This is a genomic window from Stenotrophomonas sp. 05N37 (genome assembly GCF_056397365.1).
The window spans coordinates 519,237-535,026 of sequence record NZ_JBFTNG010000001.1 but is presented as its reverse complement, the minus strand read 5'-3'; the positions used below and the strand labels follow the sequence as shown (position 1 = coordinate 535,026).

General features: G+C 69.0%; 10 protein-coding genes. 9 read left to right on the top strand and 1 reads right to left on the bottom strand.

Features of this window, described 5'->3' with window-relative positions:
• The first annotated feature begins 212 nt into the window (after positions 1–212).
• The 6 genes from AC1DGC_RS02465 to AC1DGC_RS02440 all read left to right on the top strand — a co-directional run bounded on the left by AC1DGC_RS02465 (position 213) and on the right by AC1DGC_RS02440 (position 10,947).
• Positions 213–893, top strand: a complete 681-nt coding sequence (locus tag AC1DGC_RS02465; protein WP_478047144.1) for a hypothetical protein — start codon at positions 213–215, stop codon at positions 891–893.
• Positions 890–2,908: a hypothetical protein gene (locus tag AC1DGC_RS02460; RefSeq protein ID WP_394160816.1), complete on the top strand. Its 2,019-nt coding sequence runs from the start codon at positions 890–892 to the stop codon at positions 2,906–2,908. Before AC1DGC_RS02465 ends, AC1DGC_RS02460 begins: the two co-directional genes overlap by 4 nt.
• Positions 2,909–3,028: 120 nt before the next feature.
• On the top strand, positions 3,029–8,386 hold the full coding sequence (locus tag AC1DGC_RS02455; RefSeq protein WP_478047143.1) for a DNA repair ATPase: 5,358 nt from the start codon (positions 3,029–3,031) through the stop codon (positions 8,384–8,386).
• Positions 8,383–9,105 (top strand): hypothetical protein, encoded by a 723-nt coding sequence (locus AC1DGC_RS02450; RefSeq protein ID WP_478047142.1) that lies wholly within the window; start codon positions 8,383–8,385, stop codon positions 9,103–9,105. Before AC1DGC_RS02455 ends, AC1DGC_RS02450 begins: the two co-directional genes overlap by 4 nt.
• A 58-nt stretch (positions 9,106–9,163) precedes the next feature.
• Entirely contained in the window at positions 9,164–10,264 is a 1,101-nt protein-coding gene (locus AC1DGC_RS02445) for a toxic anion resistance protein (protein ID WP_478047141.1), read from the top strand.
• A 236-nt stretch (positions 10,265–10,500) separates the two neighbouring features.
• The gene (locus AC1DGC_RS02440) at positions 10,501–10,947 is read left to right on the top strand and encodes an REP-associated tyrosine transposase (RefSeq protein ID WP_478047140.1); all 447 of its coding nucleotides are present in this window, start codon (positions 10,501–10,503) and stop codon (positions 10,945–10,947) included.
• A gap of 1,028 nt (positions 10,948–11,975) precedes the next feature.
• On the opposite strand, the gene AC1DGC_RS02435 is transcribed toward AC1DGC_RS02440, so the two are convergent.
• On the bottom strand, positions 11,976–12,869 hold the full coding sequence (locus AC1DGC_RS02435; RefSeq protein WP_478047139.1) for a LysR family transcriptional regulator: 894 nt from the start codon (positions 12,867–12,869) through the stop codon (positions 11,976–11,978).
• A gap of 94 nt (positions 12,870–12,963) precedes the next feature.
• On the opposite strand from AC1DGC_RS02435, the gene trpB reads away from it, so the two are divergent.
• Genes trpB through trpA form a run of 3 tightly spaced genes read left to right on the top strand, consistent with a single transcriptional unit; the run spans position 12,964 to position 15,684 of the window.
• Complete coding sequence (trpB, locus tag AC1DGC_RS02430) at positions 12,964–14,181, top strand: tryptophan synthase subunit beta (protein WP_259205629.1); 1,218 nt, start codon at positions 12,964–12,966, stop codon at positions 14,179–14,181.
• Entirely contained in the window at positions 14,178–14,870 is a 693-nt protein-coding gene (locus AC1DGC_RS02425; RefSeq protein WP_259205623.1) for a hypothetical protein, read from the top strand. Before trpB ends, AC1DGC_RS02425 begins: the two co-directional genes overlap by 4 nt.
• 1 nt (position 14,871) lies before the next feature.
• Complete coding sequence (trpA, locus tag AC1DGC_RS02420) at positions 14,872–15,684, top strand: tryptophan synthase subunit alpha (RefSeq protein WP_478047138.1); 813 nt, start codon at positions 14,872–14,874, stop codon at positions 15,682–15,684.
• The last annotated feature ends 106 nt before the right edge of the window (positions 15,685–15,790 follow it).

The following is a 15,790-nucleotide window of genomic DNA, read 5'->3' as shown; positions in this document are numbered from 1 at the left end:
CCCCCAGGGGGCCGGGTCCGGCCATTGCCGACACCCCCTGATGCCCGCCGCGCTTCGCGTGGCGGCGCTGCTATGGGCGTAGCCGCAAATTTCACGTAGCATCGACAGGACATGGCGCGGCCGGTACGGCGCGTAGTCGGGGCACGCCGGAGCGCGTGCCCACAGGAGGCAGCCGGGGGAAAGGTCGGCCGCCATCGCAGGGAAGACACGGAATGAACGAGTTCCTCAACGTCGTGTTGACGTTCCCCACGCTGCCGTACAGCGTCGTGCTGGCGTTTGCCGTGCTGTACTGGATGCTGGCCGCCTGCGGCGTGGTCGATGACGGCATGGCCCACGACGGCATGGACCTGCATCTGGGCGATGACGGTCTGCACGGCATTTCCGGCATGTTCTCGCGACTCGGCCTGGGCGGCGCACCGGTGATGCTGGTGATCGCGCTGCTGGCCTTCTTCGGCTGGACCGCCACCTATTTCGTGCATCTGTTCCTGCTGCAGTCATTGCCGACGCCGGTGCGGTGGCTGGCCGGCAGCGTCACCGCCGTACTCGCGCTGATTCCCGCCGTGCCGCTGAGCGTGATGGTGCTGCGCCCGATCCGGCGCCTGCTGTTGCGCCTGCGCCCGGTCGAGCAGGCCTCGCTGTTGGGCCGGGTGGGCGTGGTCGCCTCGCCCCAGGTCAGCGCCAGCAGCGGCTACGCCACCGTCGATGACGGCGGCGCCGGGCTGATCCTGCAGGTGCGCACGCGCGAAGGCGTGATCCTGACGCGCGGCGAGCGCCTGGTCCTGCTGGACTACGTGGCCGAACACAACCATTACCTGGTGGCGCGTGAAACCGACCACCCCGCGCTTTCCATCCAAGACAGCCTGATTCCGGGCGATAAGGAGATCCATCGATGAGTTTTGCGACCTTGGCCCCGTTCGTGATCGGGGTAGGCATCCTGCTGGTCCTTCTGCTCGGCCTCGCTGGCCTGTTCAAGGCCTTCTACCGCAAGGTGGACCAGGGCGTGGCCCTGATCGTCAACGACATGAGCTCCCAGCCGAAGGTGCACTTCACCGGCGCGTTGATCATCCCGGTGCTGTACCGCGCCGAGCTGATGCGGATCAGCCTGATCACCCTGCAGATCGACCGCCGCGGCAAGGAAGGCCTGATCTGCCGCGACAACATGCGTGCCGACATCGCCGTGGCCTTCTACCTGCGCGTCAATGAAACCCAGGCCGACGTGCTGCGCGTGGCCAAGGCGATCGGCGCCGATCGCGCCTCGGACAAGCATGCGGTGGATGAGCTGTTCAACGCCAAGTTCTCCGAAGCGCTGAAGACGGTCGGCAAGAAGTTCGAGTTCACCGAACTGTTCGAGAAGCGCCAGGAATTCCGCGACGAGATCATCGCGGTGATCGGCAACGACCTCAACGGCTACGCGCTGGAAGACGTGGCCATCGATTACCTGGAGCAGACCCCCAAGCTGCTGCTGGACCAGAACAACATCCTCGACGCGCAGGGCATCCGCAAGATCACCGAGCTCACCGCCACCCACAACGTGGTGACCAACGAGCTGGAGCAGAACGAAAAGCTGGCCATCACCAAGAAGAACGTCGAAGCGCGCGAAGCGCTGCTGGCCCTCGAACGCCAGCAGGCCGAAGCCGAAGCCCGCCAGAAGCGCGAGATCGACACCATCCGTGCGCGCGAGGAGGCCGAGACCGCCAAGGTCCAGGAAGAACAGCGCCAGCTGTCCGAGCAGGCCCGCATCGAAGCGCAGGAAGTGATCGAGATCCGCGAGCAGAACCGCATGCGCGAAGTCGAAGTGGCCGAGCAGAACCGCCAGCGTGCGGTGGCGATCGAAGCCGAGCGGGTCGAGCGTGCACGTCAGCTGGAGCAGGTCACCACCCAGCGCGAAGTGCAGCTGCAGGGCGTGGAGCGCGACAAGGTGGTCGAGTCCGGCAAGATGGACGTGGCCAACATCACCCGCGAGCGCATCGCCATCGACAAGACCGTGGCGCAGGAAGAAGAGCGCATCAAGGAAGTGCGTGAGGTCTCCGAGGCCGACCGCCAGAAGCAGGTGCTGATCCTCGAAGCCGAAGCCCGCGCGCAGGAACAGCTGGTGCGCCAGGTCAAGGAAGCGCAGGCCGGCGAGACCGCGGCCAAGCACCGCGCGGTGGAGATCACCACCCTGGCCCAGGCCGAGCACGAGGCGGCCGGCAAGCAGGCCGACGCCAAGCGCCTGCTCGCCGACGGCACCCGCGCCGAGCAGGCCGCGCCCGGCCTGGCCGAGGCGCAGGTGCGCGAAGCCTCCGCGCTGGCCATCGAGAAGGTCGGCATCGCCGAGGCCCGGGTGATCGAGGCCAAGGCCGACGCCAACCTCAAGCAGGGCACCAACGAAGCCCGCGTGCTGGCTGAAAACCTGCAGGCGCAGGCCCAGGGCGAAGAACAGATGGGCCGCGCCCGCGCCACCGCGACCGAGTCGGTCGGCGGCGCCGAGGCGGGCGTGGTGCAGAAGAAGCTGCTCGCCGAAGCCGAGGGCCTGGTGCGCAAGTTCGAGGCGATCGCCTCGCTCAGCGACACCGCGCGTGGCCACGAGGAGTTCCGCATGATGCTCGACAACAGCCTCAAGCAGGCCCTGGCCTCGATCGAAGCCGGCAAGGAAGTCTCGCGCGAGAACGCCGGGGTCATCGCCAGCGCGCTGCGCAATGCCGACATCGACCTGGTCGGTGGCGACGGCGGCATGTTCGAGAACCTGATCAAGGCGGTGTCGCTGGGCAAGTCGATCGAAGGCCTGGCCGACAAGAGCCCGATCGTGCAGGACCTGATGCAGCGCTACCTGGGCGTGAGCCCGCGCCAGGACGCCCCGCGCCAGATCAGCGAAGACACCACGGACACGGTGACCACCGTGACCGCCGCGGTGGTCGAAACCCGCTGAGACCCCCAATCGAGCGCCGCCCGCGTGGCGCGCTCGACCCTGGCGGTGGCCGTGTGGCCATCGCCACGCCTATCCCGGCCGGTTTGCCCGGCCGGTTGCAACTGAGCCGGAAGGAAGCCGATGTCCGATACCGCCAACCGTCCCGTGCCGTCCGTGCCGGAAGCCACCGCCAGCGTCGACCAGGCGGTCGCCCAGGGCGGCGCCTATGAGGTCCTGCGCCGCCGCCTCGGCGAGCAGGGCAGCCGCCTGCGCACGGTCGCCGATGCCCTGAACCGGCAGCGCCTGGCCGAGTTCGGCGACAGCCGGCTGGAGGTCACCGGACGCTTCCGCATCCGCAGCGAAAACAACTGCGTCGGCCGCGATATCGTGCAGGTCGGCCCCGAGCTGCTGCTGTTCGGCTACAACGTCTTCATCGGCCTCAAGACCCAGACCCGGGTCGAGGACGTGTTCGGCCTGTACCGCCTGGTCCAGGCCAACGATGGCTACGACGTGGTGCCGGTCGACGCCAAGGGGAGCTTCCTGGCCCAGCCCGGCTTCGTGCATGACTTCGGCGAGTTGTATGCCTACTACAAGCACGCCCGGCTGCTGCAGCTGATCGTGATCGGCGACAAGCTGCTGGCGGCGTTCCAGATCGGCGAACGCAGCAGCGATGTGCGCGTGTTCCGCTGGGCACTGGCCAGCGATGGCGAGCTCACCTACCTGGACGCACGTGGCGAGCGCGACATCGCACTGCCGCCGCCGTTCGATTTCGAGTGGACCCGCGCCACCCGCGACATGGCCGTGACCGGTCGCCATGCCCACCTGAACATCCTCGACACCCTGTTCGTGGAGACCACCGGCGGCGACCTGACCATCAAGGTCGAAAACAACACCGAGAGCGGGCAGGGCGTCTACAGCGAACCGGTGGATGACAGCACCCAGTCGCTGGACGATGCCCAGTTCGATTTCGCCCGGGTCGGCTCGCTGATCCTGCTCAAGGTGCTGCCTTACCGCGAAACCGTCTGGCGCGGGCTGATCTACAACACCCTCACCGGCAACATCATCCGCAACGATGCGATCGTGCAGGCCTGCGTGCAGCTGCCCGAGGACCACGGCATCATCTTCCCCGGCGGGTATTACCTGCAGAGCGGCGAGCACAAGGCCTTCGATGCGGCCATGGACGGCATGCAGTTCAAGCGCGCCATCCGCTCGCCCAACGGCGAGGACGTGCTCTACATCTTCTACGAGCGCGAGGGCGGGCGCTCGGCGCTGTTCGTCTACAACACCATCCAGCGCGTGCTGCAGAACCCGGTGTTCGGCCACGGCTACGCCTTCATGCATGACGGGCGCATGGTGCTGTTCCATGCCGAGGGAGACGAGCCGACGCGGATCCACGCCATGCAGGTCTGGCAGACCCCGTTCAGCAGCGACGAATTCGCGGCCAGCCGGCCCCCCGGCAACACCTTCATGGGCCGCATCGGCAATGCCGAGCTGGTCCGTGGCATTTCCAACCTGCTCGACCTGGCACGCACCATCGAAGGCGATGACGTCTCGGTGCAGCGGTACCAGCGCCTGGTGCAGGACACCCGCCGCCTGTTCGATGCACACCATTGGCTGGACGATGCCGAGTGTGGCGGCGCGGTCAGCCTGCTGCGCGAGATCAGCGGCACCGGCGAGTCGGTGCTGGACGAGTACGAGAAGGTGCAGTCGATCCGCGCCCAGTCGGCGCAGGCGATGGCCCAGGCGCAGGCCACGCAGAAGACCCTGCTGGCCCGCCTGCAGCCGGAAAACTGGACCGAGGTGCAGTCCTTCGTCGAGGCGCTCAACGCGATCTCGACCCAGCGTGGCCACCTGCTCACCATCCGCGATTACCGCTACATCGACACCGACCTGATCGATGCGATGACCGCCGCGTTGCAGGAGGCGCACCAGCGCATCGGCGCGGCGACCGGCGCGTTCCTGGCCGGCGATGCTGCCCTGGCCCCGCTGGGCGAACGCCTGCAGGCACTGGACGACGCCGCCCAGCAGGCCGGCAGCGCGCGCGTGCTCGACGAGCAGCTGGCCGGGCTGCGCGCGATGTCGGCCGACCTGGACATGCTCTCCGAACTGATGGCCGGGCTGAACGTCGACGATGCCACCGCACGCACCCGCGTGGTCGAGGCGATCTCGGCTATCTATGCGCGCCTCAACCAGACCCGTGCCCGCGCCGAACACCGTCGGCGCACGCTCGGCTCGGCCGAAGCGGTGGCCCAGTTCGCCGCGCAGTTCGCGCTGTTCTCGCAGGCCATCACCAGCGCGCTGGCGATGGCCACCGACCCCGAACGCGCCGACGAACAGATGTCACGGCTGCTGGTGCAGCTGGAGGAACTGGAGAGCCAGTTCGGCGAGCACGAGCAGTTCCTCGGCGACATCCTGGCCAAGCGCGAAGAACTGATCGATGCCTTCGAGGCACACAAGCAGGCGCTGCTGGATGAGCGCCAGCGCAAGGCGCGCTCGGTGCTGGACGCGGCCAATCGCATCCTGGACGGCCTGGCCAAGCGTACCGAGCGCTTCGCCAGTGCCGACGAGCTCAACGCGTTCTTCGCCGGCGATCCGCTGATCCTCAAGCTGCGTGAACTGGCCGAGCGCCTGCGCAGCCTGCGGGACAGCGTCAAGGCCGACGACATCGAGTCACGCCTGAAGGGCGTGCGCGACCAGGCCGTGCGTGCGCTGCGCGACCGCAGTGACCTGTTCGAGGCCGGCGGCAATGTGGTGCGGCTGGGGCCGCGCCACCGCTTCAGCGTCAACACCCAGGCGCTGGACCTGACCATCCTGCCGCGCGGTGACGAGCTGGCCATCCACCTCACCGGCACCGATTTCCTCGAAACCCTGCACGACCCCGAACTGGCCGCGCTCAAGCCGTACTGGCAGCTCAGCCTGGATTCGGAATCGGACGCGCTCTACCGTGGCGAGTACCTGGCCGGGAGCGTGCTGCGCGCCGCGATGGAGAACCGTGATGGCCTGGACCTGGCTACCCTGCAGCATGACGCGGCCGTACCCGCGACGCTGGATCGGGTGGTGCGCGATTTCGCCGCCCCGCGCTATCGGGAAGGCTACGAGCGCGGCATCCACGACCACGACGCCAGCCTGATCCTGCGCGCGCTGCTGCCATTGCAGCAGGCCGCGGGCACCTTGCTGCACGCGCCGCGCGTGCGTGCGTTGGCCATGCTGTTCTGGGCCGCCCGCCAGCGCCGCGAGGATGTCGTGCAGTGGCCGGCACGCCAGGCCGGTGCGGATGCGATCGCACGGCTGTTTGGTTCCGACGAAGGCCAGCTGGCCCTGCGCGCGGAGATGGCATTGGCGCTGGCCGCGTTCAACGAGGAGCACGGCCTGCCGTTCACCGCCGCCGACCATGTGGCCGCGGCGGCCTATCTGGCCGATGAGTTGTCGCGGGGCGAGCCGGTGTTCGCCAGCAGCCGCTACGCCACCGCCCTGGTCGAGGCCCTGGGCCAGCAGCTGCAGGCGGCTGGCCAGCGCGACAGCCTGGAGCGCGCGCTGCAGCGCGAGCAGGACGGCCTGTCCGCGCGCTGGGCGCTGGCAGGGCAGTGGCTGCGCGGCCTGTGCCGGACCCCGGCGCTGGCCGACCACGCGGGCTACGTCGACGAGGCCGCCGCGCTGCTGCTGGTCCAGCGTGCGCTGCGCACCCGCGCCAGCGATACCGTCCTGCAGGTCACCGTGGAAGGCCTGCTCGGCGAACACCCGCGCCTGCAACAGGGCCGCCTGGCCCTGTCGCTGGATGACTTCCTGGCGCGCCTGCAGCACCACGGCGGCGTCTTCGTGCCTGCCTTCCACGCCTACCAGGCGGTGCGCCAGCGCATCGTCGCGCGCGAGCGCGACAGCCTGCGCCTGTCCGAGTTCAAGGCGCGGCCGTTGTCCTCGTTCGTCCGCAACAAGCTCATCAACGACGTCTACCTCGGCGTGATCGGCGACAACCTGGCCAAGCAGATGGGCACGGTCGGCGAGAACAAGCGCAGCGACCTGATGGGCTTGCTGATGATGATTTCCCCGCCCGGCTACGGCAAAACCACGTTGATGGAGTACGTGGCGCACCGGCTGGGCCTGGTCTTCATGAAGATCAATGGTCCGGCGCTGGGCCACGAGGTGCGCTCGCTGGACCCCGCGCAGGCGCCGGATGCCACCTCGCGGCAGGAGCTGGAGAAGCTCAACCTGGCGTTGGAGATGGGCAACAACACCATGTTGTATGTCGATGACATCCAGCACACCCACCCGGAGTTCCTGCAGAAGTTCATCTCGCTGTGCGATGGCACCCGTCGCATCGAGGGCGTGTGGCGCGGGCGCACCCGTACCTACGACATGCGCGGCAAGAAGTTCTGCGTGGTGATGGCCGGCAACCCGTACACCGAGTCCGGCGAGGTCTTCAAGATTCCGGACATGCTGGCCAACCGCGCCGACATCTACAACCTCGGCGACGTGCTGGGCGGCATGGAAGATGCGTTCACCCTGAGCTACATCGAGAACAGCCTCACCTCCAATCCGGTCCTGGCGCCCCTGGCCACGCGCGACATGGCCGACCTGTACCTGCTGGTCGAACGCGCGATGGGCAAGGAGGTCTCCACCAACGCGCTCAGCCATGCCTACAGCGGCGCGGAGATCAACGAGATCGTGGCCACCCTGCAGCGCATGCTGCGCGTGCGCGACGTGGTCTACCGGGTCAACCAGCAGTACATCGCCAGTGCCGCGCAGGATGATCGCTACCGCACCGAGCCGCCGTTCCGGTTGCAGGGCAGCTACCGCAACATGAACAAGCTGTCGGAGAAGATCTCGCCGGTGATGAACGAGGCCGAGCTGCAGCAGCTGGTCTCCGACCATTACCAGGGCGAGGCGCAGCTGCTCACCACCGGGGCCGAGGAAAACCTGCTCAAGCTGGCCGAACTGCGTGGCCTGCTGCAGGGCGCCGAGCTGGAACGCTGGCAGCAGATCAAGCGCGACTTCCTGCGCAACAAGGCCATGGGCGCCGACGACAGCGACGTCGGCGGGCGCATGGTGGCGCAGCTGGCCGACATCGCCAGCGCGCTGCAGGTGCCGCCGCCGGCCGCGGCGGCCGAGCAGGAACCGGCGCCGTGGCCGGCGTTGCTGTCGGCGTTGGAGCGGCTGTCGGCGGCGCGTGCCGAACCGGTCGTCGCGCCGCCCGTCAGCCCCGCGCCGGCGCTGGCCGAGCCGTTGGCCGATGGCCTGCAGGCGGGGCTGGCGCCGTTGCTGCAGTTGCTGGGGCAGTCCCACCAGCAGCAGGTGCGCACCGGCGAGACGCTGGCACTGCTCGCCGGCTGGGTGCGCCAGCAGATGGACGCCGAGCCCGCGGCGCGGCAGCGCGTGCGACCGCGGCGCGCGACCACGCCGGAGGAGCGGGCGCTGGATGAGGCGTTGATGCGGCATTTCTACGGCGAGTCGGCCCGTCCGCCGCGCCTGGATGATGCCGCCGGCGACGACGCCCACGCATGAACACCACGCTGCCCGCGCCGGTCGCCCTCGACACGCCGCAGGCGGCGACGCTCGCGTCGTACGGCGATCCGTTGCTGCGGGCGATCGCACGCCGGGCGGATGCGCAGGGCGCGCTGCACGAGGGTGGCGCGGCGGGTCTGATCGATGCGCTGGCACGACTCGCACTGGCGTTGCAGGCGGCCGATCCGGCGTCGCTGCGCCGCCAGGCCGGCTGGTGGGGGCGCCTGCTCGGCCGTGACGTCGAGCGCCAGCGCGACGCCGACGCGTTGCAGCCGCAACTGGGCGTGCTGCTGCTGCAGGCCGAGGCGTGCGCGGCGCGGGTGCAGGCCGCCGCGGCGCAGCGGCAGGCAGCGGTCGCCACCAGCGAGCAGGCAGCCGCCGCGCTGCAGCAGTGGGTCGATGCCGGCAGCCAGGCGCTGCCCGGCTTGCCCGACGGCGATGGCGGCGCGCTGCAGGGGGTGCTGGCCCAGCGCCTGGATCACCTGCGCCGCCTGGCCGCCCTGCAGCGCAGCGAAGCGGCCCAGTGGCAGCTGCTGCTGGCGCAGGACGAGGCGTTGCTGGCGCGCTTCCGCCGCATCGCCGACATCCTGTTGCCGGCCTGGAAACAGGCCACGCTGGCGCGGCATGTAAAGGACCAGGCCCAGCGGAGCCAGCGCGCCGCGCAACTGCAGGCCGAGATCGCCGCCGAGGTTGCCTCGGCGCAGGCTAGACTGCGATGAAGACACTGCCCCTACCGGTGCGCCGCCGTCGGCCGCCCAACAGCATGGAGATCCACCGATGACCCAGGACCCGCAGGCCACTTCGACCCTGCCCGTGACCACGGCCGACGTGCTGGACGACGCGGCGCTGCAGGCGCTTGGCCTTGGCCGTGACGACCTGCCGAAGATCGAGGAGATCGGGCGTGGGTTGGACGACATCCGGCCAGGCAACCTGCAGGTATTCGGCCGCGACGCCGCCGCCAAGACGGCGGCGTTCTCCAGCCAGCTGCTGGACCAGGTGCGCAACCGCGATCTTGACGCCAGTGGCGACAAGCTGGGCGAGGTGGTGCGCATCGCACGCTCGCTCAAGCTTGACGGCCTGGCCGAGCGTTCGAAGGTACCGGTGATCGGCGGCCTGATCGACAAGCTGCGGGCATCCAAGGGCGAGCTGGTGCAGAAGTTCAGCGACACCAACCGCCAGATCGAACAGCTCATGGGGGACGTCGGCAGCCAGCAGGCCCTGATGGGCCAGCGCGTGGTCGAGTTCGACCACATGCACGAGATCGTCCGCGAGGAGCGCCACGGCCTGGGCCTGCACATCGCCGCCGGCAAGCGCCGGCTCGCCGCGCTGCGTGGCGAACAGCTGGCCGGGCAGGGCCAGGATGATCCGCAGCAGCGCATCCGCCAGGGCGAGCTGGACAACGCGATCCGCCTGCTCGACAAGCGCGTCGGCGACCTGGTGGTCATGCAGCACGCGGCCGACCAGTCGCTGCCCATGATCCGCCTGATCCAGGCCAACGCGATCCTGCTGATCGAGAAATTCAACACCGTCCGCGACATCACCATTCCGTCGTGGAAGCGCCAGTTCGCCATCCAGTTGTCGTTGGGCGAGCAGAAGAACGCGGTCGCGCTGTCCAACGCCATCGACGACGCCACCAACGAGATGATGCGCCGCAATGCCGACCTGCTGCGCCAGACCACCGTGGAAACGGCCAAGGCCAACCAGCGTGCGGTGATCGACGTAGCCACCCTGCGCCACGTGCACGAGCAGCTGATCGCCACCGTCGAGGAAGTGCGCACCGTCCACCGCGAGGGCATGCAGCAGCGCCAGCAGGCCGAAGTCGAACTGGCACGTCTGCGCGACGACGTGCAGCAGCGCCTGGCCGCCCCGACCACGTAACCCCACGCCACGCAGCCATCGGATCCACCGGCAAACGCGCCGCGCGCCGCGCGGCATCCACGCATGGCGTGGATCTACGGGACGCCAGATCGCGCGGTCAGATCCATCCCTCCACCAACCATCGTAGATCCACGCCATGCGTGGATGCTCTCCCACCCGACGCTGCATAGTTCGCCGACGCCTGAAGGAGCGGGGTGGCGATACAAGGCCGACAAGCCCGCACGCACCCTTTGCTCATGGCCAGTCCTCGCCTTCGCTACGGTCGTCAATCGCAACCCGGAAGCACGTACCTGTTGACGCTGGTCGTGGCCGGGCGCTGTCGCCTGTTCCTGGATCCCGGCAACGGTGCGCTGGTGGTGGAATCGCTTCGATACGCCGAACGCAACGGTTACAGCCGCAGCACCGCCTGGGTGGTGATGCCTGACCATGTCCATTGGTTGATGGAACTGCGGAGAGGCTCGCTGGCCAGTTGCATGGGCCTGTTGAAATCGCGCAGCGCCAGGCTGCTCAATCTGAGATTGGGCAGGCAGGGGCAGCTCTGGCAGCATGGCTATCACGACCACGCCCTGCGTGATGACGAGTCGCTTGTCCACGCCGTCCGCTACGTCATGGCCAACCCGATCCGCGCCGGCCTGAGCAGCGCGATCGGCGAGTACCCCCACGCCTGGAGCCGATGGCCGTAGATCCACGCCATGCGTGGATGCTCTCCGTACCGCCACCATGAACCGTGACCGAAAACGCGCCGCGCGTTGCGCGGCATCCACGCATGGCGTGGATCTACGGGATGCCGGATCGCGCGGCCCGGTCCATCCCACCACCGACCATCGTAGATCCACGCCATGCGTGGATGCTCTCCGTTCCGCCGCCATGCACCGTCACCGGAAACGCGCCGCGCGTTGCGCGGCATCCACGCATGGCGTGGATCTACGGGATGCCGGATCGCGCGGCCCGGTCCATCCCACCACCGACCATCGTAGATCCACGCCATGCGTGGATGCTCTCCGTTCCGCCACCATGAACCGTCATCGAAAACGCGCCGCGCGTCGCGCGGCATCCACGCATGGCGTGGATCTACGGGATGTCGACTCGCGCGGCCCGGTCCATTCCACCACCGACCATCGTAGATCCACGCCACGCGTGGATGCTCTCCGTCCCGCCACCATGAACCGTCACCGAAAACGCGCCGCGCCTTGCGCGGCATCCACGCATGGCGTGGATCTACGGGCTGCCGAATCGCGCTGCCCGGAACATCCCGCCACCGATCATCGTAGATCCACGCCATGCGTGGATGCTCTCCGTTCCGCCATCATGAACCGTCATCGAAAACGCGCCGCGCGTTGCGCGGCATCCACGCATGGCGTGGATCTACGGGCTGCCGAATCGCGCTGCCCGGAACATCCCGCCACCGACCACCGTAGATCCACGCCATGCGTGGATGCTCTCCGTCCCGCCACCATGAAACGTCATCGAAAACGCGCCGCGCGGCATCCACGCATGGCGTGGATCTACGCGATCACGGTTCGTTCGGCCCACGCCGGTGTGGATCCCCACGATCGCGGATCGTCCGGCCCATTCCAACATCCACGCCATCGTGGATCCCCACGCTCGCGCCTCCTCCGGCCTGAACCAATATCCCCAGGGTGTGGACCCCACATCCGGGATCGCCGGTTGTCCGCCCACGCCCAGACCCACGCGCAACCGCGAGGCCCGGTCAGGCGCGCGCCAGTTGCGCGGCCAGCCACCCGGCCAGCGCATCCACCCGGGGATCGCCCGCGCCCTCCGGCGTCGCCAGCACCCAGAATCCGCCGGTGGCGGCAAAGCCCCACGGGGCCAGCAGTCGCCCGGCGGCCAGTTCGTCGGCTACCAGCGGCTCCGGTGCGATCGCCACGCCCAGCCCGGCCACCGCCGCCTCCAGCAGGTAGTACAGGTGCTCGAAGCCGTTGCCGAGCTGCAACCGCGCCGGGTCCAGGCCGTGTGCCAGCGCCCAGGCCGGCCAGGCCTGGGGGCGCGAGGTGGTGTGCAGCAGCGGCTCGCCGAGCAAGGCCGACGGCGGGCGCTGGCGCAGCCGCGCCGCGGCCGGATGCTGCGGGCTCACCACCACGCCCACCCGCTCCGGCGCCAGTTCGCGCACCCGCCAGCCTGGCGGCCACGGCGGCTGGGCCAGCAGCAGCACCGCGTCCAGCGATTGCTGTGCCTCGGTGAAGCTGCCGTCCTGCGCGGACCAGTGCAGCGGCACCTGCGGCAGGTCGGCCTGCAGCACCTGCAGCCGTGGAATCATCCAGCGCGCCAGGATGCTGCCACTGCAGCCCAACACCAGCGCGTCGGCGCGCTGGCGGCGCTGCAGGGCGGCGACCGCCTCACGGATCTGCCCGAACGCGCCGGCGCAGGCCTGCTGCAGGGCCTCGCCGGCCGGGGTCGGGCGCAGCCCGCGGCCATCGCGCTCGAACAGCGCCACGCCCAGATGCTCCTCCAGCACGCGCAGCTGGCGGCTGATCGCTCCATGGGTCACGTGTAGGGACGCAGCCGCACGGCCCACCCCGCCCAGGCGGGCGGTCGCCTCGAAACTGCGCAGGGCGTTCAGGGGCGGCAGGGCCGGGGTGCTCATGTGAGTTTTCCTGACGGGTTGTCGCAGATAATATCGATATTGCTGCCATGACATGTGCGTTAAATTGTCAGCCTGTCTCAACCGGCTGTCGCGCATGTCCGCATCCCCCATTACCGATTTCCACGCCTACCCCGACGCGAACGGCCATTTCGGCCGCTATGGCGGCAGTTTCGTGGCCGAAACCCTGATCGGGCCGCTGCAGGAGCTGGCCGCCGCGTACGATGCGGCCCGTCGCGATCCGGCGTTCATCGCCGCCTACGACAAGGACCTGACCCACTACGTGGGCCGGCCCAGCCCGATCTACCACGCAGAACGCCTCAGCAAGCAGGTCGGCGGCGCGCAGATCCTGCTCAAGCGCGAAGACCTCAACCACACCGGCGCGCACAAGATCAACAACACCATCGGCCAGGCCCTGCTGGCCGCGCGGATGGGCAAGAAGCGGATCATCGCCGAGACCGGCGCCGGCCAGCATGGCGTGGCCAGCGCCACCGTGGCCGCGCGACTGGGCCTGGAATGCGTGGTGTACATGGGCGCCACCGACATCGAGCGGCAGAAGATCAATGTCTACCGCATGAAGCTGCTCGGCGCGACCGTGGTGCCGGTGACCTCCGGTTCGGCCACGCTCAAGGACGCGCTCAACGAGGCGATGCGCGACTGGGTCACCAACGTGCGCGACACCTTCTACATCATCGGCACCGTCGCCGGCCCGGATCCGTACCCGCGCATGGTGCGCGACTTCAACGCGATCGTCGGCCGTGAAGCACGCGCGCAGATGTTCACCGACTACGGCCGCCTGCCCGATGCCATCACCGCCTGCGTCGGCGGCGGCAGCAACGCGATCGGCCTGTTCCATGCCTTCCTCAACGACCGCGACGTGCGCATCGTGGGCGCCGAGGCGGCCGGTGACGGCATCGAGACCGGCCGCCACGCCGCCTCCATCGCCGCCGGTCGACCGGGCGTGCTGCACGGCAACCGCACCTACGTGATCTGCGATGACGACGGCCAGATCATCGAGACCCATTCGGTGTCGGCCGGCCTGGATTACCCGGGCGTGGGTCCCGAGCATGCGTTCCTGGCCGACGCCGGCCGCGCCGAGTACGTCGGCATCACCGATGACGAAGCCCTGGCCGCATTCCACCAGCTGGCCCACAGCGAGGGCATCCTGGCCGCACTGGAATCCAGCCATGCAGTGGCCCAGGCGATCAAGCTGGCGCGCGAGTTGCCCAGCGACAAGCTGGTGCTGTGCAACCTGTCCGGGCGCGGCGACAAGGACGTGCACACCATCGCCGCGCGCGAGGGCCTGATCCTGTGAATCCACTGCTGCGCCAGGGAAGTGCGCTGCTGATCGTGGTCGGCCTGAGTGGCTGCACCGCGCCGGATCCGCCGGTGCTCGCGGCCGCACCTTCGACACCGGCGGCGATCGCCCCGGCGCGGGTGCCGGCGAGCAACGACGACGACATCGCCAATCGTCCCATCCAGGACGATCCTGAGCCGGTACCGGCAAAGGAGGGCACCGATGAACCTGGCCCCGCCGTGGTCTCGGTCGCGCTGGATCATGCCGGTGACATGGTGGTCGGGCAGCGCTTCACCGCCGCCGACGCCGATGCGAACTGGCATTCGGCCGGCCTGAGCGAAGGGGGGCAGTTGGGTGGCTGCGAGTATTACGAGCGCGGCAGCCTGCCCGAGGGCATCTCGATGATGGTCGACGACGACCACGTGCAGCGCTTCGACCTGAGCCTGCTGGACGGTTCGGACGAAACCATCACCCAGGCCGGCCCGTTCGGACTGCGCCTGGGCATGTCCCGCGCCGAGGCGCTCAAGCGCCTGCCCCGGGGCAGCACCCACAAACCGCACGCGTACGATCCGGAAACGGGCGAGTACCTCACCTGGCAGGACCCCGGCTCGGATCTGGCGATCCGGCTGGAGATCTTCGAGGGCAAGGTGTCGATGTTGTACTGGGGCGCCAGTGGCGCCGTTGAATTGATTGAAGGATGTGCCTGAAATGTCAGTGGACCGTATCGATGCCTGTTTTGCCCGCCTGCGCGCTTCCCGGCGCAAGGCGCTGATTCCCTTCATCACCGCCGGCGATCCGGGCCTGGATGCGACCGTGCCGGTGATGCATGCGCTGGCGGCGGCCGGTGCCGACGTGATCGAACTCGGCGTGCCGTTCTCCGACCCGATGGCCGATGGCCCCACCATCCAGCGCAGCTCCGAGCGCGCGTTGGCGCGCGGGGCAGGGCTGCGCTACGTCCTGGAAACGGTGGCCGCGTTCCGCCGCGACGATGCCACCACCCCGGTCGTGCTGATGGGCTACCTGAACCCGGTGGAGATCCACGGCACCGCGCGCTTCGCCGAGGCGGCCATCGCCGCCGGCGTGGACGGGGTGCTGCTGGTCGACCTGCCGCCCGAGGAAGCCGCTGAAACCCGCGATATCTTCACCGCCGCGGGGCTGGCGCTGATCCTGCTGGCCTCGCCGACGACCGCCGATGCGCGCCTGGACACCCTGTCGGCGATGGCCCAGGGCTACCTCTACTACGTCAGCTTCGCCGGCGTGACCGGTGCCTCCGAGCGCCTGGACAGTGGCGCGGCCAGCACGCGCCTGCGTGACCTGCGCCGCCGCTCGACGGTGCCGGTGGTAGCCGGTTTCGGCATCAAGGACGCGGCCAGTGCCGCGGCGATGGCGGTCGAGGCCGATGGCGTGGTGGTCGGCAGCGCGCTGGTGGCGGCCCTGGGCGAGGCCACCGATGCTGCCGATGCCGCGCGGATCGCGGCGGGTTTCCTCACGCCACTGCGACACGCGCTCGACGCCGCCTGAATCACCCAAACGTACGTACCAGAATGGTTTGCGCCAGCCCCCCGGCAACCGCCGGGGGGTGCCCGAGCATGGAAACGGTGAGCTAGACTGTCCGCCTTTGCGGCCC

What these genes read in the sequence shown, in the direction of transcription:
- trpB (WP_259205629.1), top strand. Translation starts at nt 12,964, where the DNA reads ATGTCCGCATCCCCCATTACCGATTTCCACGCCTACCCCGACGCGAAC.
- AC1DGC_RS02435 (WP_478047139.1), bottom strand. Translation starts at nt 12,869, where the DNA reads ATGAGCACCCCGGCCCTGCCGCCCCTGAACGCCCTGCGCAGTTTCGAG.
- AC1DGC_RS02450 (WP_478047142.1), top strand. Translation starts at nt 8,383, where the DNA reads ATGAACACCACGCTGCCCGCGCCGGTCGCCCTCGACACGCCGCAGGCG.
- AC1DGC_RS02465 (WP_478047144.1), top strand. Translation starts at nt 213, where the DNA reads ATGAACGAGTTCCTCAACGTCGTGTTGACGTTCCCCACGCTGCCGTAC.
- AC1DGC_RS02445 (WP_478047141.1), top strand. Translation starts at nt 9,164, where the DNA reads ATGACCCAGGACCCGCAGGCCACTTCGACCCTGCCCGTGACCACGGCC.
- trpA (WP_478047138.1), top strand. Translation starts at nt 14,872, where the DNA reads ATGTCAGTGGACCGTATCGATGCCTGTTTTGCCCGCCTGCGCGCTTCC.
- AC1DGC_RS02440 (WP_478047140.1), top strand. Translation starts at nt 10,501, where the DNA reads ATGGCCAGTCCTCGCCTTCGCTACGGTCGTCAATCGCAACCCGGAAGC.
- AC1DGC_RS02455 (WP_478047143.1), top strand. Translation starts at nt 3,029, where the DNA reads ATGTCCGATACCGCCAACCGTCCCGTGCCGTCCGTGCCGGAAGCCACC.
- AC1DGC_RS02460 (WP_394160816.1), top strand. Translation starts at nt 890, where the DNA reads ATGAGTTTTGCGACCTTGGCCCCGTTCGTGATCGGGGTAGGCATCCTG.